We start from the raw sequence: 18,909 nt of genomic DNA on the forward strand, positions 1-18,909 counted from the left end.
TTTCGTCAAAATCGCCGTTCGAATCAAAGAATCCATTCTTCCCAGGAATGGTGGTATTTCCGATCGGCATTTGGGTCCGTCTTCTTCGGACTGTTAGCCTGACGCTGCCGCCGGATCGGCGTCGACGGGCGAGCGGCAATGACCGGGCAGCGGGCCCGAACTGTCGAATCGAGGACTCATGAGCGCTGACGCGAATGCCGCGCCCGACGCGGCCGAGGTCCGCCGTTTCCAGGCGCTTCTCGAAGAGCACGCCGGAAGCGGCCCCACGGGCACGTTGCCTCAGCAGATCCTCCTCCGGGGTGGATCCGTGCTGTCGATGGACAGCGAGGTGGGGGATTTCGCCGTCGGTGACGTCCTGATCGTCGGCGACCGCATCGCCGAGGTCGGCGCCTCGATCTCGGCGCCGGAGGCGGTCGTCGTGGACGCGCGGGACCACATTGTCATGCCGGGCTTCTGCGATCCGCACATCCACTGCTGGGAAGGGTCGCTGGGACGGATCATCCCGGAGAACATCCCTCAGACCACCGAGGATGCCATCGGTGGAGCGCCCGAGTCCGGGCGAAGCTACATGTATGCCGCCCATCGGCTGTTCGCACCGGCGTGCCGTCCCGAAGACATCTACGCGGGCACCCTGAGTACTCTGCTGGCCGCGCTCAACGGCGGCATCACCACCGTCGTCGACAACATGCACAACGCGCGCTCGCCCGAGCACTCGGATGCCGGGGTGGAAGCGTTGCTCGGGTCCGGGGTGCGGGGCGTCCACGCGATGGGCCGCCCGCGTTCGGGCGACTGGGCCCGGACCTTTCCGGCGGACGCCCGTCGCCTGAGGGACGACTATTTCCGCGGCGACGACCAGTTGTGCACGATGCGCCTGTTCGCGCCCGGGTTCGACGATCTGACGGAGTTGTTGCCCGTTCGCAAGGAGCTTGATCTGTGGTTCTCGTTCGACAGCGGAATAGAGAAACAGGATCTCGCCGCGTTGTATGAGAACAAATCGTTCGACGGGCGGGAGGCGATCAACCACGCCAACTTCCTTTCGCCCGGACAACGGCGGATCGTCATCGACAACGGCGCTCAGGTCAATGTGTGCCCTCGGATCGAGTCGCAGTTCCGCTACGGCCGGATTCCCTACGGCGAGTGGGTCGAGCAGGGCCTGCGTCCCGGCCTGAGCAACGACAATCCGATGACCTACGCGATCGACATGTTCGCCGAAATGCGGGCGCTGTACCAGTTGGAGCGGGTGGATCAGCATCGTTCCGGATCGACCGCGGCGTCATTGCGCGAGATACTGCTGTCCGCGACGCAGCAGGGCGCGAACAACTGCGGGGTGGGCGATCTCGTCGGCTCGCTGACCCCGGGCAAGAAGGCCGACGTCATCCTCATCGACACGCTCAGGCCCCACCTGTTCCCGCGCAACAACGTTCTGGCCACGGTCGTCCAGGGCGCCGGGGTGGACTGCGTGGACGCCGTCCTGGTCGACGGCCGGTTCGTGAAGTGGGACGGCCGCCTGCTCGGCGTCGACCTGAATCAGGTCCTGCGCCGCGTGCGGGAGTCTCACGACTACCTGATCGACACGGTGGGCTGGCCCTACGCCGCCGTCGACTTCGAGGACTGAAGCGCCTTTCCCCGATCCCGGATATCCAGTCAAAAAAGGATGTGCTTGCAATGACGCGGTCATCTTCGCCCGACGCTGCCCGGAGAGCCAGGCGGAACATCCGCCTCGGCTCGCTGGGAGCGGCACTGGAGTACTACGACTTTGTCGTCTATATCTACGTGGCGACCCTGATCGGGAAGGCGTTCTTCCCGCCGGACATGGCGCCGACCCTGAGGCTGGTCCAGACCCTCGCCATCTATTCGACCGGGCTGCTGGTCAGGCCCGTGGCCGGGGTGCTCATCGCCAGGGTGGCCGACCGGGTGGGACGGAAGCGGCTGTTCCTCCTGACCGTCGCCGTGATGTCGGTTTCCACCGTGCTGATCGGAATCCTGCCGACCTATGCCCAGGTCGGCTGGCCGGCACCGGTGTTGCTCCTGCTGATGAGGCTCGGCCAGGGATGTGCGGTCGGCGGCGAGGTTCCCGCCGCCGCCGTCTTCGTCACGGAGCACGCCCCGTCCGGCCGCGTGGCGCGGGCGGGTGCGTTCCAGCAGTTGACGGCCTACAGCGGCTTTCTCCTCGGCGCGGCGGCGGCGTTCCTCTCCGGCCTGGTGGTCACGCACCTGACCCCGGGCGCCCCTTCGCTCGCCTGGCGCCTGCCGTTCGTCGTCGGCGGCCTGTTGGGGTTCGTGTCGCTCTACCTGCGCCGAAAGCTCGACGAGACACCCGAGTTCGCCGGTGAGCGCCGCGAAGAAGTGCGGCGCCCGTCGGCGCCGATCCGTGAGGTGCTCGGCAAACACCGCGCGGCGGTGTGGTTCGCCGTCCTTGTCTCGGTCGCCATCACGCTGGTGAACGTCACGTACTTCAACTACTGGCCGACCTACCTCCAGACCGCCCTCCACTACCCGGCGACGACGGCGCTCGCGGCCAGTCTCGTGGGGATCGCCGGGGCGATGGTGGCGATGCCGGTCTGGGGTCTGGTCGCCGACCGGTACGGTTGGCGCCGGATGCTGCTCTGGGTCGGTCTGTCGGCGGCGGCGGCGACCGTGCTGCTGTTGGCCGTCGTTCCCGGTCTGTCTCCACGATCCGGCCTGGCGATGTGGATCCTGCTGCCCGCGGCGATGGCGGCGAGCGGGGTTCCGGCAGCCGTCCCGAGCCTGCTTTCGGCGATCTTCCCGACCGAGGTGCGGCAGACCGGCTTCTCGTTGCCCTACAACGCCGTCATCGCGCTCCTCGGCGGCTTTCTGAACCTGATCCTGGTGTGGTTGGTGGCGACCGTCGGCACCGGCGCCCCGATGTACGTCGTGCTCGCCGCGTGCGTGCTGACGGTTGCCGCCGCCCTCGCCGTCGCGGGGATTCGGCTGTATCTCGGAACGGGAGCCCGGCCGGCACAGGACTTCGACCCGGGTAATGCTCTGAAGCTGGAGGAGAAGCTGTGAAGTGGGTGACCTACGAGGCCGGCGACGGGGTCCGCACCGGGGTGCTCGACGGTGAGTCCGTACGCGGGCTTGCCGTGGGGACGACCCTGGAGGCGCTGCTGGAGAGCGGGAGCCTCGCCGAAGCGGGGGAGGACGCCCACCGCGCGCCCACGGAGGTTCGCGGACTGGACGAGGTCAGGCTGCTCGCCCCGCTGCGCCGTCCGCAGTCGGTGCGGGACGGATTGTGCTTTCTCGAGCACCTCCGCAACTGCTATCAGGCGCTTGGCAGGGACAGGGCGCTGGACCCGGTGTGGTCGCGCAACCCGGCCTTCTACTTCGCCAACCGCGACGCGGTCGTCGGGCCGTACGACGACGTCCCGGTCGCTCCGGGCTCGACGATGTTCGATCTGGAGCTGGAGGTCGGGGCGGTGATCGGCCGCGGTGGCCGGGATCTGCACGCGGAGGACGCCGAGGAGCACATCGTCGGCTACACGCTCTTCAACGACTGGACCGCGCGGGACCACCAGGCCGTGGACATGGCGCAGGGCATCGGCCAGGCGAAGGGCAAGGACTGCGCGATCACGCTCGGTCCGGCGTTGGTCACCGTCGACGAACTCGAGCCGTATCGCCGCGACGGGAGGCTCGCTTTCGAACTGTCCGCGAGCGTCAACGGCGACGAGTTGACCCGAGGCACTCTCGACCAAATGGACTGGACCTTTGGCGAGCTCCTCGCGTACGCGTCGCGGGGCACCGATCTCAGGCCGGGCGCGGTGATCGGGTCCGGCACCGTCCCTCGCGGTTGCCTGCTCGAACACGTCGATACTCCGAAGCTGGAGGACTTCACGCGCTGGCTGAAGCCCGGGGACGTCGTGAGCCTGCGTGGCGAGGGGCTGGGTGAGACCCGGCAGACCGTGACGAAGGGAATCGACGTCATCCCGCTGCGTCCCGCCGGCTGATCCTTTCAGGCCGGATGGCAGGACATCCGGGCTGCGGACCGGGTGGACCGCCGGAGTTCGGCGAGTTCGCCGAGGCGGCGCCGGACCATCTCGACGACGGACCTGACCGCGGGCGAGGCCGGCCGTCCCGTGCGGGTCGCCGCCACGAGCTTCCGCTCCAGGACGGGGGCGAACCCCACCGCGGCCAGGACGCCGCGGTCCAGATCCGCCCGGAGGAACGTGTAGGGGAGGACCGAGCAGTACTCGCCGCGCGCGATGAGATCCCGGACCATGTGGACTGAGTCGATCCCGGACCCGCCGAGTTGCGCGACGCGCGCGAATTCGGGCCTGCTGTGCAGGACCTCGCGGAACCCGGGCGTCAGGGCGAGCCGGAGGGACCCGACCGCGTCCGGGGTGGCGTGCTCACCGATTCCGGAGAGCGCGGCCTCCGTGCCGGCGAGCAGCATCTCGTCGGACCCGACCTCGACGACCGACAACTGCCGTGTCGCATAGGAGGACAGGGTGAAGACGCCGAGGTCGAGGCGACCTTCTTCCAGCCATTCCGCGAGGAACATGGGCAGTGCCTCGACGATCTCGATCCGGACGTGCGGGAATTCGTCAGCGAAGCGTCGCTCCAGGTGACCGGCCAGTGCGGGAACCAGGGTGGGTGAGAGGCCGAGCGTGACCGTTCCCGCGGGCGAGCCCGCCGCCTCCCGGACCGCCTGGCCGATGTCGTCCACGTAGCGGAGGAACGTGTGGGACATCTCGTCGAGACGGCTGCCCGCGAGCGTGGGCCGAACGCCTTCGGGGAGTCGCACCAGCAGGTCGACGCCGAGTTCGCGCTCGAGGGCCTTGATCTGCTTGCTGAGTGCGGGCTGGCCGATGTGCAGTTTGCGCGCCGCCCGGCTGAAGCTCCCCTCGCGCACGATCGCCGTGAAGTACTGGATCTGCCGGATTTCCATCCCGCCACCTCGGTTTCGTCGGCACGAGTGCGTCAGGCCGCCGCCGCGACGGCGGGTTGACCTCCGATTTTGCACTATGATGCAGAAAGCGCTCGTCACACTGTTACACCCGGGCGCGAGACTGTCCAGAGCGCGAAGGGAGCGGGGTGACCACGGCGGAGGCGCTCGACGGGCAGGCGCGGAGGCGGCTCGCGACCCGCGAGCGGCTGTACGAGGCCGCGGTCGCGCTGGTGGCCGAGCGCGGGTACGAAGCCGCGACCATCGACGAGATAGCGGCGAGGGCCGGGACTTCCCGGCGCACGTCCTTCAACCACTTCCCGAGCAAGAGCGAGATCACGCTCGAATGGACTCGCCGGCGGCGTGCTCAGGCCACCGCGGCCGCCAAGGCCGCAGGCTCGCAGGGTGACGTTCTCGACCGCTTCCGCGCGTACTTCCGCGGGCTTGCCGCCATCACCGAGGAGCGGCCGACCGAAACCCGTGAGATGTTGCTCGGCTACCTGCGGGCCTGCGGGCCCGTGCTCCACCCGTCACCGATGAGCCTGGAGCTCGCCGGCCTCGCCGACGACCAAGGCGCGGGCGGTGACTCGCGGCTCGGCGTCGTCGGCGAGGTCCTCTTCGACGTCTACTCAGGGGTGCTCTGGCGGTGGATGCGCGATCCCGCTCCCCGGCGAGGCGCGTTCACGGCGGCGCTGGACGCGGCCGTCGAAGTCGCCCTGGCAGGCGTCGCCGCGTCCCTCGGTGCCGAGCCCGGCTGACGCGCTGCCTTCGCCCTCCGTCGGCCGATTCACCGCTGCCGCAGCAAATAGCGTTGGATCTTGCCGCTGGGCGTCTTCGGCAGGGCGTCGACGAAGTGGACGGTGCGCGGATAGGCGTGTTTGGAGTAGGTGTCGCGCACGAGATCCTGCAACTCGCGCGCCAGCTCGTCGTTGCCGCCGCCGTCGGCCACCACGAACGCTTCGACCACCTCACCCCGGATGCCCTCCGGGTCCGGCCTGCCGACCACGGCGACTTCGGCCACGGCAGGGTGGGTGATGAGGACGCTCTCCACGTCGAACGGACCGATCCGGTAGCCCGCCGCGAGGATGACGTCGTCGTCCCGGGCGGTGAAGAAGAAGTGCCCGTCGTCGTCGACCCGGCCGGTGTCGGCGGTGAGATACCAGCGGCCGTCCGGGGTGAAACGCTCGGTGGTCTTCTCCGGCGCCCGGTCGTAGCCGGTGAACCAGAGCAGCGGACTGTCGGTGGCGACGGCGATCTGGCCGTCGGCGATCCCGATGGTGAACCCGGGCAGCGGGCGGCCCATCGAGCCGTCCTTGATCTCCTCGAGGACGTCCGGGTGCCACTGGTTGCCGATCACCATGCCCAGCTCGGTCTGCCCGTAGTGGTCGCGGACCGGTGTTCCCAGCGCGGTGCGTCCCCACGCGACCACGTCGGGCGAAAGCGGCTCACCGGCAGCTGAAGCCCGGCGCAGCGACAGGCCGGAAACACCGGCGTGGCTCATCGCCCGGTACATCGTCGGTGCCCCCGCGAAGTTCGTGACGCCGAACCGGCGCACGATTTCGGCGGTGGTCTCCGGTGCGAAACCGCCTTCGAAGAGCAGACTGGTGCGTCCGGCGGCCAGCGGGGCGATCACCGCGTAGTACAACCCGTAGGCCCAGCCGGGGTCCGCCGCGTTCCAGTACACGTCCTCGGGACCGACATCGAGGCCGTAGTGCAGATAGCAGTGGAAGGAGGCGAGGGCCCGGACCGGCACCGGGACGCCCTTCGGCGACCCGGTGGTGCCACTGGTGTAGAGCTGCACGAACGTGCCGTCGCCGCCCACCCGGACGGACTCGGCGACCGGCTCGCCGGAGAGCAGCGCGTCGAACCCGGATCCGGTCTCCAGCACCGTGATCCCGGCGATCGGGTCCACTTTGGACCGTTGGGCGGGCTCGGTGACGACGAGCTTCGCGCCGGAACTTTCCACCCGCATCCGCACCGCGCCGATCGCGAACGCGGTGAACAGCGGCACATGCACGGCGCCGAGCCGCCAGATCGCCAGCAGGGTGACGATGAGTTCGGGCCGTTTTCCCATCAGCACCGGCACTCTGTCCCCGCGCCGGACGCCGAGCGCGGCAAGCCCGCCCGCGAGCCGGCGGCTCCGGTCCGCCAGTTCGCCATAGGTCAGCGCGGTCGTGGTGAGGTCCGGCGCCACGAAGGTGAAGGCGACGGCGGCCGGATCGTGGTCGTCGCAGAGCAGGCCGGCCACGTCGGCGTCGTCGGCTCCATACCGTGTCAGCCACTGGGCCGTCGTCTGGTCGATCCGGGTCATCGGGCACTCCTCGTCGAGCACGGGGATTCGAGCACGCTGGACCCGTAAAACTAATCGCCGTGGCGTTCCTTTTCAACGGAAAAATGGTGGGCAATACATTCCCGGCAGGAATGCCGGCCATGCCGAACCGGTATTTGGGCCACCGGCTCGACCGCTGTTAGCGTGGTCGCAAGTGGTCCGTATCGCCATCCCCACGGATCATCGGCCGCTCCGCGAAATCAGGCGGCCTTACCAATCCGACCAAAAGCAGGCGGAGACGGACCGCGGCCAATCTGGCTGTATAGACCCGTTTCCGCCGTGGCTGTGGTCGGATTGGTAACGATCAACACGTTGTCCCCATTCGTCGAAATAGAGGTGCTGTTTTGCGCGTGTTCGTCACCGGTGCGTCGGGATGGATCGGTTCCGCGGTCGTCCCCGAACTCCTCGGAGCGGGGCACGAGGTCACCGGGCTCGCCCGGTCGGACGCTTCGGCCGCCGCCGTCGAGGCACAAGGCGCCGCGGTCGTCCGCGGGTCGGTCGAGGACCTCGACGTGCTGCGCGAGGCGGCCACGGCGGCCGACGCCGTCGTTCACCTCGCCTTCCGGCACGACATCGCCTTCATCGGGCGTTTCGACGACGCCGTCGCGTCGGACGTCGCCGCGATCGAGGCCCTGGGCTCGGGGCTGCCGCCCGGCGGGGCGATCGTCGTCGCCGGAGGCACCCTCGGACTCGCGCGAGACGAGGCGAGGGCCGCCACCGAGCGCGACCTGCCCTTCCCTGGTTCGGTGAGCGACCACCGGCAGCCCGGGCCGAGCGCCGCCCTCGCCCTCGCCAAGCGCGGGCTGCGGCCGTCGGTCGTGCGGCTGTCACCGACCGTCCACGGCGAGGGCGACGCCGGGTTCATGGCCACTCTCGTCGAAATCGCCCGCAAGCAAGGGTTCTCCGGTTACCCGGGCGACGGGTCGGCCCGCTGGACGGCGGTGCACGTCCGCGACAGCGCGCGCCTGTTCCGGCGGGCGATCGAGGTGGCACCGGCGGGCTCCGTGCTGCACGCCGTGGCCGACGAGGGCGTTTCGTTGCGTGACATCGCCGAGGTCATCGGACGCCATCTCGACATCCCGGTGCGCTCGGTCCCCACCGAGCAGGTGGACGAGCATTTCGGCTTCCTCGGGGTTTTCGTCGCCCTCGACGGCCCGGCCTCGAGCGCCCTCACCCGCGAGCTGACGGGTTGGGTGCCGCGCGAGCCAGGCCTGCTCGAGGACCTGGACGAGGGGCACTACTTCGCGCCCGGCACGGGCGGCAAGTGGGGGTGATCCCGGCGCACCCGGTTCCAGCATCCGATCATGGACAGGAGACCCCCCATGGCATCCGTGCCATTCTCGCGAGGGCTGCACGAAGTGGCGCCGAACTGCTGGGCATGGTTCGAACCGCCCGGAAGTTGGGGCATGAGCAATTCGGGGCTGGTGCGGCTCGGTGACGAGATCCTCGTCATCGACACCCAGAACGACGTCGGGCGTGCCCGGGCCGTCCGCGCCGCGGCCACCGGCCTCGGCTCGGTTACCACGGTCGTCAACACCCACGAGGACGGCGACCACTGGTTCGGGAACATGTTCTTCGACGACGCCCGCATCGTCGCGACCACGGCGGCCGCGGACGGCATGCGAACGCCGCGAGTCGACCCCCGCCGTCTCGCCGACGTCGGTGAAGAGGGGACCGCGCTGCGTCGTTGGTCGAGGTGGCGGGCGTCGATCTACGACTACGAGGGCTGGCGACCGGTGTATCCGACCGAGACCTTCGACGGTGCCCACACGCTCGAGTTCGGTGACGGCGCGGTGGAACTGATCGAGGTGGGACCCGCCCACACCGGCGGTGACGCGATCGTGCACCTACCGCAAGCCGGCGTCGTCTACGCCGGTGACATCCTGTTCCACCGTTCCACCCCCATCGTGTGGGCAGGTCCGGTCTCCCGCTACATCGCCGCCTGCGAAGTCATCCTCTCGCTCGGCGCCACTGTCGTCGTGCCAGGCCACGGCCCGGTCGCCGGCACCTCGGGCGTCCGCGAGACACGGAACTACCTCTCGCGCCTCCTCGATCATGCGACCCGGTGCGTCGAGGCCGGTACGCCTCTGGAACAGGCCTACCGCAGCTTCGACCCCGGCGAGTACCGCCTGTGGCCGCACGCGTCACGGGCGCTCCAGACGATTCGCGCGGTGTACGCCGAGCTCCGGCCGGACCTCGTCTCCCTGCCGTGGCCGGAAGCGATGGAGATCGTGCTCGCCGACGACATGAGCTGACCGCGTTGGCATTGCCAGACCGCGAATGAACGCGAGACCATCGAAGGACGCCTCGCCGGCACCGGCGTAACCGCGCGATGACCTGAAAGGGGCGAGCGGGATGGCGCGCCTACTGTCACTGAATGTCGGTCTGCCACAGGACATCGCCTGGCAGGGACGGACCGTCCACACCGGAATCTTCAAATATCCCGTGGACGGTCCGCGGATGGTCCGCACGCTCAACGTCGACGGCGACGGGCAAGGCGATTTGGGCGGGCACGGCGGAGAAATTCGCGCCGTGCTCGTCTACCAGCGTGAGTCCTACGAGTTCTGGCGGCGGCACCTCGGGCGCGACGACCTCGACTACGGCCGGTTCGGGGAGAACTTCACCGTCGACGGTCTGTCCGACGACGAGGTGCACATCGGCGACCGCTACCGCATCGGCGAGGCCGAGTTCGAAGTCACCCAGCCCCGCGTGACGTGTTTCCGGGTCGGGATGCGCCTTGGTGAGCCACGGATGCCGGCGCTGCTGGTGGCCCATCACCGGCCCGGCTTCTACCTGCGCGTCATCACCGAAGGCCGGGTGCGGGCCGGCGACGGCATCGTCCGCACCCGGATCGGGCCGCACCGGATGAGCGTCGCCGCCATCGACGCGCTGCTCTATCTGCCCGACCGCGATCTCGATCGGCTCCGCGCCGCCGTGGAGATTCCCGCGCTGAGCCCGGGTTGGCGGAAATCGTTCCGCGACCTGCTCGACGCCGCCGAGCACAAGGCGCCCGGCACGCCCGTCGGCTGGGCCGGTTTCCGGCCGCTGCGCGTTTCGCGGATCGTTCCCGAGAGCGCGACGGTGGTGTCGATTCACCTGGCCGCGCCCGACGGCATCCCGTTGCCCCGGCCCAAGCCCGGCCAGTACCTCACCCTGCGGGTCACCGGTGCCGGTGACCCGCCACCGGTGCGCAACTATTCGTTGTCCGACGCCTTGTCGGACAACGAATACCGCATCAGCGTGAAACGCGAGACCCACGGCGTCGTCAGCACGTATCTCCACACGCGACTGGGTGCCGGCGACACCGTGGATGTCGCGGCCCCGCGCGGTGACTTCGTCCTGCCCGAGGACGGTGACGACACCACGCCCGTGGTCCTGCTGTCGGCCGGCGTCGGGGTGACCCCAGTCCTGGGAATGCTGCACGCTCTCGCGTCAGCCCGCAGCAAACGCGAAGTCTGGTGGCTGCACACCGCACGATCGGCAGCGGACCACGCTTTCGCCGCCGAGGCTCATCAACTGCTGGCCGGCCTCGACCGAAGCCACGAACACGTCTACTACACCGCCCCGACGGCCGACGTGGATCCACCGGCCGTCCGGGGCCGGCTCAGCCGCGAGACCCTGGCCGCTCTCGACCTGCCCGCCACAGCCACCACGTATCTGTGCGGCCCGAGCACGTTCATGGACGCCATGCGCGCGGCACTGATCGACATCGGCATGGATGCCGACCGCATTCGCACAGAGCTGTTCGGCGCCCTCCCGGCTGTCAACCCGGGCCTCACCGACGCCACCCACGCCCCGCCGCACCAGCCCGAGGGCCCGGCCGGCACCGGTCCCCGGGTCACCTTCACCCGCAGCGGCCTCACCGTGCCGTGGAGCGACCACTACGCCACCGTTCTCGACCTTGCCGAAGCGTGCGATGTCCCGACCCGCTGGTCCTGCCGCACCGGCGTCTGCCACACCTGTCAGACCCAAATCCTGTCCGGCTCGGTCAGGTACCGGACCGAGCCCCTGGAACCCCCGGCCGAGAGCACCACGCTCATTTGCTGCTCACAACCCGAAACCGACGTCGTCCTGGATCTCTGACCGGCCTCCCGTTCAGTGCGGCGCGTCGCGCCTTGACGCGGCCGGTAGCCTTTAGTGGCTACGCGTAGTCGGGGGGTTACAGAGGACTATGAGCTGGTGGGACGACGTCTCGTTCGTGGTGACCGGTGAGGAGAGCAACGCCGTCAAGGGCGCCGGTCAGGCGATCGGACAGGCGGGTCAGGCGATCGGGCAGAACGCCGCGGGCGCGGTGCTGGGGCAGGCCGGGTTCGGTGGGCCGGCGGACGTGCCCGCTGGGGCGAGTGCGGTGACGTCCGGCGGCGGTTCGGCGGGCACGATCCGCATGAGCCGCGAGGAGATGGAAGACACCCTCAAGCGCGCCCAGGACTTGCTGAAAGAGATCACCGACCAGTTAAGACCGGCCGAGAGGTTGACCCAGATCCAGGCGCCCGCGAAAGACCCGGCGAGTCTGGCCGCTACTGGCAGCGCGAACAACGCTGGAACCTATTACGTCGGGCACCTGCGTCGGCAGCAGGCCTACTTGAACAAGGTCGTCAGTAAGATCGCGGCGGCACTCAATATCACGGTGCAGACCGACGAGGGGACGGCAGGTGCTGTCGGCCAGGCTGGAAAGGGGGCCTTCGGGTGAGGGGGAAACTGCTGGTTTCCGTTGGGCTGATCGGCTTCGTGCTGTTGCAGGGGTGTTCGTCGACCCCAGGGGCCGGCACGCCGTCGGGCACCGTGTCGTCGACGAATAGCTCAAGCTCGGTTTCGGCGCCAAAGGTGCAGAATCCTCTTCCTGCGTCTGTAATCAGCAAGCATCCATGCCTCAGCGCGTTGACGGATGGTCAATTGGCGGATTTGATTGGTGAGGTTCCGCAGGCTCAACATACGGATAATGCGGCTGGCCCTGGTTGCGGCTGGACGAAGCCGTCGACAGCGGCTGGGATCGATGTCGCGTGGATGACAGGGCTCAGGAACGGCCTGAGCGATTACTATGCGCAGAAGCAGCGCGACGCCTATCAGCAGCCCATCACGATTGGTGGTTACCCAGCCGTGGCGTACAACTCCACCGAGGTCCATCCGGTTGGTGACTGCAGCGTAGGTGTCGGGATCGCCGACAATCTCGCTTTTGACGTCCATTTCATCGTGGGCAGTGACCGCTACGGAAAACTGAACCCCTGTGATGCCGCGAAGGCCATCGCGGAGGACGTGCTCACCAATCTGAAGGCCGCGCAATGAGTCTGTGGTCCGCGCTCGGCGGCGTCTACAAGGACGCGGTGGGCGCGGTCGAAGACGCTGGGCGGTGGGTCGAGCAGCGGATCGATGATGCCGGGAACTGGCTGGACACTGTGTTCCACGGGCATCCGGGCGCGCAGGCCATGCCGATCCCGGAGATCGTGAAGGAAATCCAGAACGGATACGGTTCGACCGATCTGCACCAAGGCGCACACGTGGCCAATGATCAGACCAGGGCCCAGCTGGCGATTTCCGACGGGTCACATGATCTGGTGCAGCGGCTGGAATCGGCGTGGTCGGGGAATGGCGCGGACGCGGCGCGGGAGAATATCCGGCCGCTCGCGGTGTCGGCCGACGACGCGTCGCGAACTCTCGCCGCGAATGCCCAGCATGTTCAGACCCAGGCCGATACGTTCGACCGGATCCGGAATTCCGTGCTCCCGATGCCGGACCCGGCGCCGGAGGCGAACTGGTACGACAATCTGGTTCCCGGTGCCTCGGACGCCGAGAAAGCGGTCGAGCAGTACAACCTGCAGTTGTGGCAGAACCGGCAGTTGTACGACCGGTATCACCAGAGCAGCACCACGGTCGGCCAGTCGATCAAGATCGACTACGGGCACCTTCCCGGCGACCAGGAAACCCAGATCAGCGCCTTTCAACTCGATCCCTCGCAGCAGGGCAAGGATGCGGCATCCGGTCATCAGACACCCACCGGCGTGGGCGGTGGCGGGTCGGGCGGGTACCAAGCGCCAGGTGCAGCGGGTAGCTACGCGCTACCGGTGGCGCACTCCACCGGAGGTCCGGGCGGCGTGCCGGGCAGTCCGAGGCCGTCGGTGGGTGGGTACAACCCGTCGGGCGGCGGATACAACCCGGTGACCACGACCTCCGGCTACAAGCCGCCCGGCAACACCTCGAACTACCCGCAGGGCAGTTCGGCGCCGGGGTCGTTCGGTGCGGGTGGCCCTGACCCCTCGGCAGGTTTCGCCGGGTTCGGGCCGGTAGGCGGTGGTGGGTTCGGTGGCGGCGGCTTCGGTGGTGCTGGGGGTGGCGAATCCGAAGGACGCGGCCCCGGCGCCGGGAGTGGCGCGCGTGGTCCGTTGGCGGGAGGCAACCGGGTCGGTGCTGGTGAGGGTGGCTACGCGGCGAGGCCCGGTGCGGTCAGTGGGGCTGGGACGGCGGGTGCGGCCGGGCGTGCGGGGATGTCGGGCATGTCCGGCATGGGCGGCGCCGCCGGTAAGGGCAAGGGCGAGGAGGACGAGGAGCACGAGACCAAGTACCTCGTCAGCGAGGACGGTGACGAGACCTTCGGCACCGATCAGAAGACAGCGCCACCGGTGATCGGCCTGTAGCCAGGTGCCTGAGGGGGGACCACGAGTGAATCCGGTCGTGTTGCCGCGTTATGCCTTCGTCAAGGCGTGGGAATGGGGCGGGTACGGCAAGCCCCATCCCGTGATCGGGGCCGACGATCTGTGGCTCGACGACACGGTGAAAACCGTGCTGCGGCGCGAAGTCGACGGCCTGCTGGAAAAGGCGGGGGTCGCGGCCAATGGGGTGCTGATGCCGGAATTCCGGCGCACGCTCGCGGTGCTGGCCCGCGCGGAACGTGAATGCTACGGCTGGATCTCCCGGCACGGGGAAACCGGAGCGGCGATGGTCGCCGCGGTCGGGGAAGAGACCGTCCGCGTGGTGCGCGACGCCAAGGTCGTGATCGTCGACCATGTCCCCATCGGTGACCCACCGGACGCGCTTGTCGACGTGCTGCCCGACGTGATCGGCGCGGCTGTCGGCGAAGTCACCATTCCCGCGGCGCAGTACTCCGGCCGACGGTCACCGGTCGCGGACGAATACGAGTTCGAAATGGAGACCCGGAGCCGGCGGCCCGATCCGGCCGTCCGGGTGCACGAATTGTTGAGCGCGCCACGCTCGGGGACGCATCAGTTGTACTCGGCCGGCCGCGACCGGACCGGGCAGCGACGGCGCGGACGACCGATCACCGTGATCGACCTCCTCGAGACCGGCCGCGTCCTCACCTACGTCACGCAATCACCGAACAGCGAACCCATGCTGCACTGTGCCGCAGGCACCCGCCGCGCGCTGACAAGCCTGCTCGCGACCGCATAGCGTCGAGGAGTTCAGCGCTGTTCGAGCGGGCGGGCTCCTCGCAGGAACTGTTCGGCCGCGGTTTCGACGAGTCCGTCGAGTAGTTCCGGTTTGACGATGTTGCCGTTGATGAGCATCGACGATGGTGCGCTGCCCACGCTGTACGCGGCCGTGGCGGATATTCCCGGCGACAGCTATGTGGGTCCGAGCGGCTTCATGGAAGGACGCGGCGCTCCGACATTGGTCGGCCGTTCGGCGAAGGCGCAAGACGCCGAGACGGCGCGTCGACTGTGGGAGGTCTCCGAAAAACTCACGGGCATCACCTTCCCCCGACAAGCGCTCGCGGCAACGCTGCCCGGAATCGAACCCAAATAGAATCTTGTCCGGGGGAGTGCCGAACGGAAGTCGTGGACCGTCGAGACGATCTCCTGGCATCCTGGCTGATCGTCCGGCACTATGGGCGCCGTGACTGTCGATCCCGAAAGTCCCGAGGCCGTGGAAAACGACTACGACACCTTCGCCGAGGCGTACACGGTCGAAAACGACACAAACCTCATCAACGCCTACTACACCCTGCCCGCGATCGTGAACCTGGCCGGAAATGTGGCCGGCCGGCGAATTCTCGACGCCGGTTGTGGCGCGGGACCGATTTCCGTGGCGCTGCGGGACCGGGGTGCCATCGTGGCCGGTTTCGACCGCAGCGCGAAGATGGTGGAACTGGCCCGGCAGCGCCTCGGCACCGATACGGATCTGCGGGTCGGCGACATAGCCGGCCCGCTGCCGTATCCCGACGGAGCGTTTGACGATGTCGTCGTGGCCCTGGTGCTGCATTACCTGAAGGACTGGACCACGCCGCTGGCAGAGCTGCGGCGGGTGCTCAAGCCCGGCGGCCGGCTGATCGTGGCCGTCAACCACCCCTTCGTGTACAAACTCATGTATCCCGAAGCCGACTACTTCGCCATTACGAAGTGGTCCGAGGAATACACCTTCAACGGCCAGAAGGCCGTACTCACCTACTGGCACCGGCCGCTGCACGCGATGGCCGACGCCTTCACCGCGGCCGGCTTCCGCACGGCCGTCATCAGCGAACCGCCCCCGGCACCGGAAGCCCGTGAACTCTTTCCCGACCAGCTTGGGAAATTTGCCTCCGGGACCCCTCTGTGCTCGCTGTTCTTCGTCCTGGAAGCCATTTAGGGTGAAGTCCCTCGGCTGATACTTCCGCGTCAGATGCTGGAGGGCCAGACGGCGAGCGAATAGGCGCTGAACCACAGCCCGGCCAGCACCACACCGCCGACGACGAGCGCGGTCGTGCGCCCGCGCAGGCGGGCAAGCCGAACCGCGGCGACGATCAGCAGCGGGAACGCGGACAGCAGCAGCCGCACCCGGTCGTGGATGATCCCGGTGTGCGAGACGACCAGCGCGACGGTGCCGGCGGTGTAGACCCACACCGGCCATGGCATCGGGGTCCGCACGGTGGCGATGACGGCGGCGATGATCGCGGTCGCGGTCAGCACGGCGAACGTGTCCCGCGACTCGGTCAGCGACTCGAATATCCAACGGGCGGTGGCTACGCCGAAGTCGACGTGATTACCCCATCCTCGGTCGGTAATGGCGAAAAACCCACCGGGCACACCGGAGACCAGGCGCGCCCACAACAGGTAGCCGAGCATTCCCAGGGGCGCGACCAGCACCGCGACCGCGGCACCGATCCTGTGCGTTCGGACGCGATACAGGTGGACCATTCCGGCTGCCATGACCACCGGGATGAGGGGACCGGCCATCGGTGAGGTGAGACCGGCCGCCGCGGCGCCGAACCCGGCCAGCAGCCAGCGACGTTCGAGGACGGCGACTAGGGTCCATGCGGCCAGCGCGACGAGCATCGCCTCCGGGTAGGGCATGGAATACACGACGGACATGGGTGCGCCGGCGGTGAGGGCGACCGCGGCCAGTTGGCCGCGCTGTCCTGCCCCGGCGTGACGGGCGAGGCGCGCCACCCCATACCCGGCGACGACCGAGGCCGTCAGGGACAGGATCACCGCGGCAGCAAGAAAGTGCCCACCGAACAGCAGACCGAGCAGGCGCACCGTGAGGGAGTAGCCAGGGAAGAACGACATCGGTGCGTACGGGAAGTAGTGGCCGTCCTTGTCGTAGGTGACGGCCGGGTCGAACCCGCCGTACCCGTGAACAGCGAGGCCGAAGTAAAAGTAGCCGTCCCAGGACTGGAAATTGAAGGGCCGGTTGTTGGCCGCGCACATGGCCCAGGCGATGAACAGACCCAAGGCTCGGACGGTCAGCACGATCCCGGCCGGTAAGGCGAGCACGCGGAGGCGGGTCAGGCGTGCCGTCGGGAGGTGCTTCCCGGTCTCTCCTTGTTCCGGGTGAGGGCCACGCAGCTGAGGCTGAGTCGGCTCATCCCACTGCCGGCCAAAGCCACGGGTAGGGCGAAGCCGCTGATCGGGCGCGATTTCCTGGACCGAGTCGTAACGCCCCGACAGGAAGGAGATCATTTCGCGAAACCTCTCGGCGAGGAGACGCGGAACGGGACCTCGATCACCTGACCGGCGCTGACCGCACCACCGCCGGCGGCGAGCGTGCCGGTCGCGGCTGCCGTGGCCAGGGAGAGGGCCACCTTGTTTGTCGTCATGCCCGGTGTGTTCCCGGCGGCCCGGTCCGCGTTGCGTTGGTGATCCACGTCACGGTCGCCGGTGAAGTCACGCACGTTGCGAAACACCATGATGCACGACCCCCTGGAGCACGATCGATGACGTCCGCAACCGTGATCGGGGTAGCCCTGACAGCCGATAGCGTGGCGCCGCCTCGGCCACAAATGCGCGGACCCGTGCGAATCCGTTCGAAGTCGTTGAATGCATTTCAGGCCCGTTCGGTGCCCGGAATTGCTCCCCTGCTCCCCGGCCACGTCAAGCCGCTCACGGGATGTGCAGGGTGTCGAGTCCTCAGTGTGGTATCTCGACGGGGAGTCCGGCGGTGGACACGGCGCCGGCGAGCCGTTTGTCGTAGGTGACGAACGAGGTGAGGCGCGCACTGATCTTCAGTGCGGTGCCCAGGTGGATCGCGTCGAGGTTGCGGATGGTGACGGGTTGTACGGTCTGGGCCAGGATGCGGATTCGGCTTCGGCGTGGGCGAGTTTGACGACGGCTGCCGAGTCCACATAGATCATCAGTACTCTTCGCCGCGGTCTTTGGCGATCTCGGCGGCGATGTCGAGGCCGTCTGGTTCTCCGAGGGGCATGCTGAGGACTGCTCGCCGCATCGCGGCGGCACGCTCCCTGCGTTGGGCGCCTTCGAGAACGGCTTGGCGGATGGCCGCGGAACGGGACAGTCCGTCGTGGGTGGTAACGACCGAACGTGCCGATCACCAAGACCGGCGAACGTGCGTCGCGGTCAGGTGGCCGAGATCAGCCGGCTTATCTCGTCCGCCGCCGTGACGACGAGCTTTGCCAGCGCCTTCTCCCGGGAACTGTCGTAGCGCATCTCCGGCATGGCCAGAGTGAGTCCCGCGATGGGCCGTCCGGCCGGGTCCGTGACGGCCGCTCCGATGGAGGCGACGTGGGGGCGGTACCACGTCGACGAGATGTTGAGGGCATAACCGCGCTCGGCGGTGCGGGCGATTTCCTCTCGGAGTTCACCGGAAGTCGGCACGGGTGATTCCGCGAATTCCGTGAGTTCCTTCCGCAGCAGGTCGTCGACCTCGCCGGGATCGAGGAGCGCCATGATCGCGATGCCTGCTGACGTGGCGCGAAGCGGCAGGCGCGTGCCGACATCGAGAAACACGCGGACGACCTGCGTGCTGTCCTCCCGTGCGACGATGACGTAATCCTCACCGTCGCGCAGGCCGAGGTGAACGGTTTCGTCCGTCTCGGACGCGAGGCGTTTGACGACTGGCGCCGCCACGTCTCGCAGATCTTGTTCTCCGGCGCCTCGCAGTCCGAGGGTGAGCGCTTTCATCGTCACCCCCCACCGCGCATGCTCGGGATCCACGACTCTCAGCCAGCCGGCCTGCTGAAGCGTCACCAGGCAGCGCTGGACGGAACTCTTCGGAATGCGCGTCGCGCGGGACAGTTCCGAGACGCCGATGGGTTGCCGCATGGCGACTTCTTCGAAGACGCGAAGCGTGCTCAGCACGCTGTTCATCGACCGGACGCTGCTGCTCGGCGCATCGCGCCCGGAGGTCTCGGGCTCGCCGTTTCCTGTGCGCATTGAGTAGCGAGCGTACCACATGGCGCACTGCCATTCCTCATCCCGGCACACCTGGGTCTTTACCGGCCGGACATCCTCGG

The 18,909-nt window shown here is 68.2% G+C and carries 18 protein-coding genes; 13 read left to right on the plus strand and 5 right to left on the minus strand.

Translation table 11 applies throughout. The annotated features are described in order from the left end of the window. Positions 1-178 precede the first annotated feature (178 nt). From ACFSXZ_RS08745 to ACFSXZ_RS08755, 3 genes are read left to right on the plus strand one after another with little or no spacing between them, the layout of a single operon-like run. Entirely contained in the window at positions 179-1,615 is a 1,437-nt protein-coding gene (locus ACFSXZ_RS08745) for an amidohydrolase family protein (protein WP_378263182.1), read from the plus strand. Positions 1,616-1,665: 50 nt separating this feature from the next. Further along, a complete protein-coding gene (locus ACFSXZ_RS08750) occupies positions 1,666-3,030 on the plus strand; it encodes an MFS transporter (RefSeq protein WP_378263184.1) in 1,365 nt (454 codons plus the stop codon). Beyond that, on the plus strand, positions 3,027-3,965 hold the full coding sequence (locus tag ACFSXZ_RS08755) for a fumarylacetoacetate hydrolase family protein (RefSeq protein WP_378263186.1): 939 nt from the start codon (positions 3,027-3,029) through the stop codon (positions 3,963-3,965). Before ACFSXZ_RS08750 ends, ACFSXZ_RS08755 begins: the two co-directional genes overlap by 4 nt. Positions 3,966-3,970: 5 nt before the next feature. Here the strand turns inward: ACFSXZ_RS08755 and ACFSXZ_RS08760 are convergent, their stop codons facing one another. Continuing rightward, the gene (locus tag ACFSXZ_RS08760) at positions 3,971-4,906 is read right to left on the minus strand and encodes a LysR family transcriptional regulator (protein ID WP_378263188.1); all 936 of its coding nucleotides are present in this window, start codon (positions 4,904-4,906) and stop codon (positions 3,971-3,973) included. 146 nt (positions 4,907-5,052) lie between these two features. On the opposite strand from ACFSXZ_RS08760, the gene ACFSXZ_RS08765 reads away from it, so the two are divergent. Further along, positions 5,053-5,661 carry a TetR/AcrR family transcriptional regulator gene (locus ACFSXZ_RS08765; RefSeq protein ID WP_378263190.1) on the plus strand — a complete coding sequence of 203 codons (609 nt, stop codon included), beginning with the start codon at positions 5,053-5,055 and terminating at the stop codon, positions 5,659-5,661. A gap of 29 nt (positions 5,662-5,690) precedes the next feature. Here the strand turns inward: ACFSXZ_RS08765 and ACFSXZ_RS08770 are convergent, their stop codons facing one another. Beyond that, a complete protein-coding gene (locus ACFSXZ_RS08770) occupies positions 5,691-7,214 on the minus strand; it encodes an AMP-binding protein (RefSeq protein ID WP_378263191.1) in 1,524 nt (507 codons plus the stop codon). A gap of 362 nt (positions 7,215-7,576) precedes the next feature. Here ACFSXZ_RS08770 and ACFSXZ_RS08775 point away from each other — a divergent pair, with 362 nt between their 5' ends. The 9 genes from ACFSXZ_RS08775 (at position 7,577) to ACFSXZ_RS08815 (ending at position 15,806) form a co-directional block, all read left to right on the plus strand. Further along, complete coding sequence (locus ACFSXZ_RS08775) at positions 7,577-8,506, plus strand: SDR family oxidoreductase (protein ID WP_378263193.1); 930 nt, start codon at positions 7,577-7,579, stop codon at positions 8,504-8,506. Positions 8,507-8,554: 48 nt separating this feature from the next. Continuing rightward, on the plus strand, positions 8,555-9,487 hold the full coding sequence (locus ACFSXZ_RS08780) for an MBL fold metallo-hydrolase (protein WP_378263195.1): 933 nt from the start codon (positions 8,555-8,557) through the stop codon (positions 9,485-9,487). A 100-nt stretch (positions 9,488-9,587) separates the two neighbouring features. Further along, entirely contained in the window at positions 9,588-11,315 is a 1,728-nt protein-coding gene (locus tag ACFSXZ_RS08785; protein ID WP_378263197.1) for an MOSC domain-containing protein, read from the plus strand. Positions 11,316-11,403: 88 nt separating this feature from the next. Further along, positions 11,404-11,922, plus strand: a complete 519-nt coding sequence (locus ACFSXZ_RS08790; protein WP_378263199.1) for a hypothetical protein — start codon at positions 11,404-11,406, stop codon at positions 11,920-11,922. After that, a complete protein-coding gene (locus ACFSXZ_RS08795; protein ID WP_378263200.1) occupies positions 11,919-12,515 on the plus strand; it encodes a DUF3558 domain-containing protein in 597 nt (198 codons plus the stop codon). The genes ACFSXZ_RS08790 and ACFSXZ_RS08795 overlap by 4 nt, the downstream gene beginning before the upstream one ends. Beyond that, positions 12,512-13,861 (plus strand): hypothetical protein, encoded by a 1,350-nt coding sequence (locus ACFSXZ_RS08800; protein WP_378263202.1) that lies wholly within the window; start codon positions 12,512-12,514, stop codon positions 13,859-13,861. The genes ACFSXZ_RS08795 and ACFSXZ_RS08800 overlap by 4 nt, the downstream gene beginning before the upstream one ends. A 25-nt stretch (positions 13,862-13,886) precedes the next feature. After that, positions 13,887-14,633 (plus strand): ESX secretion-associated protein EspG, encoded by a 747-nt coding sequence (locus ACFSXZ_RS08805; protein WP_378263204.1) that lies wholly within the window; start codon positions 13,887-13,889, stop codon positions 14,631-14,633. A gap of 108 nt (positions 14,634-14,741) precedes the next feature. Further along, entirely contained in the window at positions 14,742-14,987 is a 246-nt protein-coding gene (locus tag ACFSXZ_RS08810) for a hypothetical protein (protein ID WP_378263205.1), read from the plus strand. An 81-nt stretch (positions 14,988-15,068) separates the two neighbouring features. Further along, positions 15,069-15,806, plus strand: coding sequence for a class I SAM-dependent methyltransferase (locus ACFSXZ_RS08815; protein WP_378263207.1), 738 nt, complete (start codon positions 15,069-15,071; stop codon positions 15,804-15,806). A 29-nt stretch (positions 15,807-15,835) separates the two neighbouring features. Here ACFSXZ_RS08815 and ACFSXZ_RS08820 read toward each other — a convergent pair whose 3' ends face one another. The 3 genes from ACFSXZ_RS08820 to ACFSXZ_RS08830 all read right to left on the minus strand — a co-directional run bounded on the left by ACFSXZ_RS08820 (position 15,836) and on the right by ACFSXZ_RS08830 (position 18,829). Further along, positions 15,836-17,119 carry a hypothetical protein gene (locus ACFSXZ_RS08820; protein WP_378263209.1) on the minus strand — a complete coding sequence of 428 codons (1,284 nt, stop codon included), beginning with the start codon at positions 17,117-17,119 and terminating at the stop codon, positions 15,836-15,838. Next, a complete protein-coding gene (locus tag ACFSXZ_RS08825) occupies positions 17,116-17,346 on the minus strand; it encodes a hypothetical protein (RefSeq protein WP_378263211.1) in 231 nt (76 codons plus the stop codon). Before ACFSXZ_RS08825 ends, ACFSXZ_RS08820 begins: the two co-directional genes overlap by 4 nt. Positions 17,347-18,013: 667 nt before the next feature. Beyond that, on the minus strand, positions 18,014-18,829 hold the full coding sequence (locus ACFSXZ_RS08830) for an IclR family transcriptional regulator (protein ID WP_378263213.1): 816 nt from the start codon (positions 18,827-18,829) through the stop codon (positions 18,014-18,016). Between the last annotated feature and the right edge of the window lie 80 nt (positions 18,830-18,909).

It is taken from the genome of Amycolatopsis pigmentata (assembly GCF_042684065.1).
Classification (GTDB): domain Bacteria; phylum Actinomycetota; class Actinomycetes; order Mycobacteriales; family Pseudonocardiaceae; genus Amycolatopsis_E; species Amycolatopsis_E pigmentata.

What these genes read in the sequence shown, in the direction of transcription:
- ACFSXZ_RS08745 (WP_378263182.1), top strand. Translation starts at nt 179, where the DNA reads ATGAGCGCTGACGCGAATGCCGCGCCCGACGCGGCCGAGGTCCGCCGT.
- ACFSXZ_RS08750 (WP_378263184.1), top strand. Translation starts at nt 1,666, where the DNA reads ATGACGCGGTCATCTTCGCCCGACGCTGCCCGGAGAGCCAGGCGGAAC.
- ACFSXZ_RS08760 (WP_378263188.1), bottom strand. Translation starts at nt 4,906, where the DNA reads ATGGAAATCCGGCAGATCCAGTACTTCACGGCGATCGTGCGCGAGGGG.
- ACFSXZ_RS08770 (WP_378263191.1), bottom strand. Translation starts at nt 7,214, where the DNA reads ATGACCCGGATCGACCAGACGACGGCCCAGTGGCTGACACGGTATGGA.
- ACFSXZ_RS08780 (WP_378263195.1), top strand. Translation starts at nt 8,555, where the DNA reads ATGGCATCCGTGCCATTCTCGCGAGGGCTGCACGAAGTGGCGCCGAAC.
- ACFSXZ_RS08785 (WP_378263197.1), top strand. Translation starts at nt 9,588, where the DNA reads ATGGCGCGCCTACTGTCACTGAATGTCGGTCTGCCACAGGACATCGCC.
- ACFSXZ_RS08790 (WP_378263199.1), top strand. Translation starts at nt 11,404, where the DNA reads ATGAGCTGGTGGGACGACGTCTCGTTCGTGGTGACCGGTGAGGAGAGC.
- ACFSXZ_RS08800 (WP_378263202.1), top strand. Translation starts at nt 12,512, where the DNA reads ATGAGTCTGTGGTCCGCGCTCGGCGGCGTCTACAAGGACGCGGTGGGC.
- ACFSXZ_RS08810 (WP_378263205.1), top strand. Translation starts at nt 14,742, where the DNA reads ATGAGCATCGACGATGGTGCGCTGCCCACGCTGTACGCGGCCGTGGCG.
- ACFSXZ_RS08815 (WP_378263207.1), top strand. Translation starts at nt 15,069, where the DNA reads ATGGGCGCCGTGACTGTCGATCCCGAAAGTCCCGAGGCCGTGGAAAAC.
- ACFSXZ_RS08820 (WP_378263209.1), bottom strand. Translation starts at nt 17,119, where the DNA reads ATGATCTCCTTCCTGTCGGGGCGTTACGACTCGGTCCAGGAAATCGCG.
- ACFSXZ_RS08825 (WP_378263211.1), bottom strand. Translation starts at nt 17,346, where the DNA reads ATGGTGTTTCGCAACGTGCGTGACTTCACCGGCGACCGTGACGTGGAT.
- ACFSXZ_RS08830 (WP_378263213.1), bottom strand. Translation starts at nt 18,829, where the DNA reads ATGCGCACAGGAAACGGCGAGCCCGAGACCTCCGGGCGCGATGCGCCG.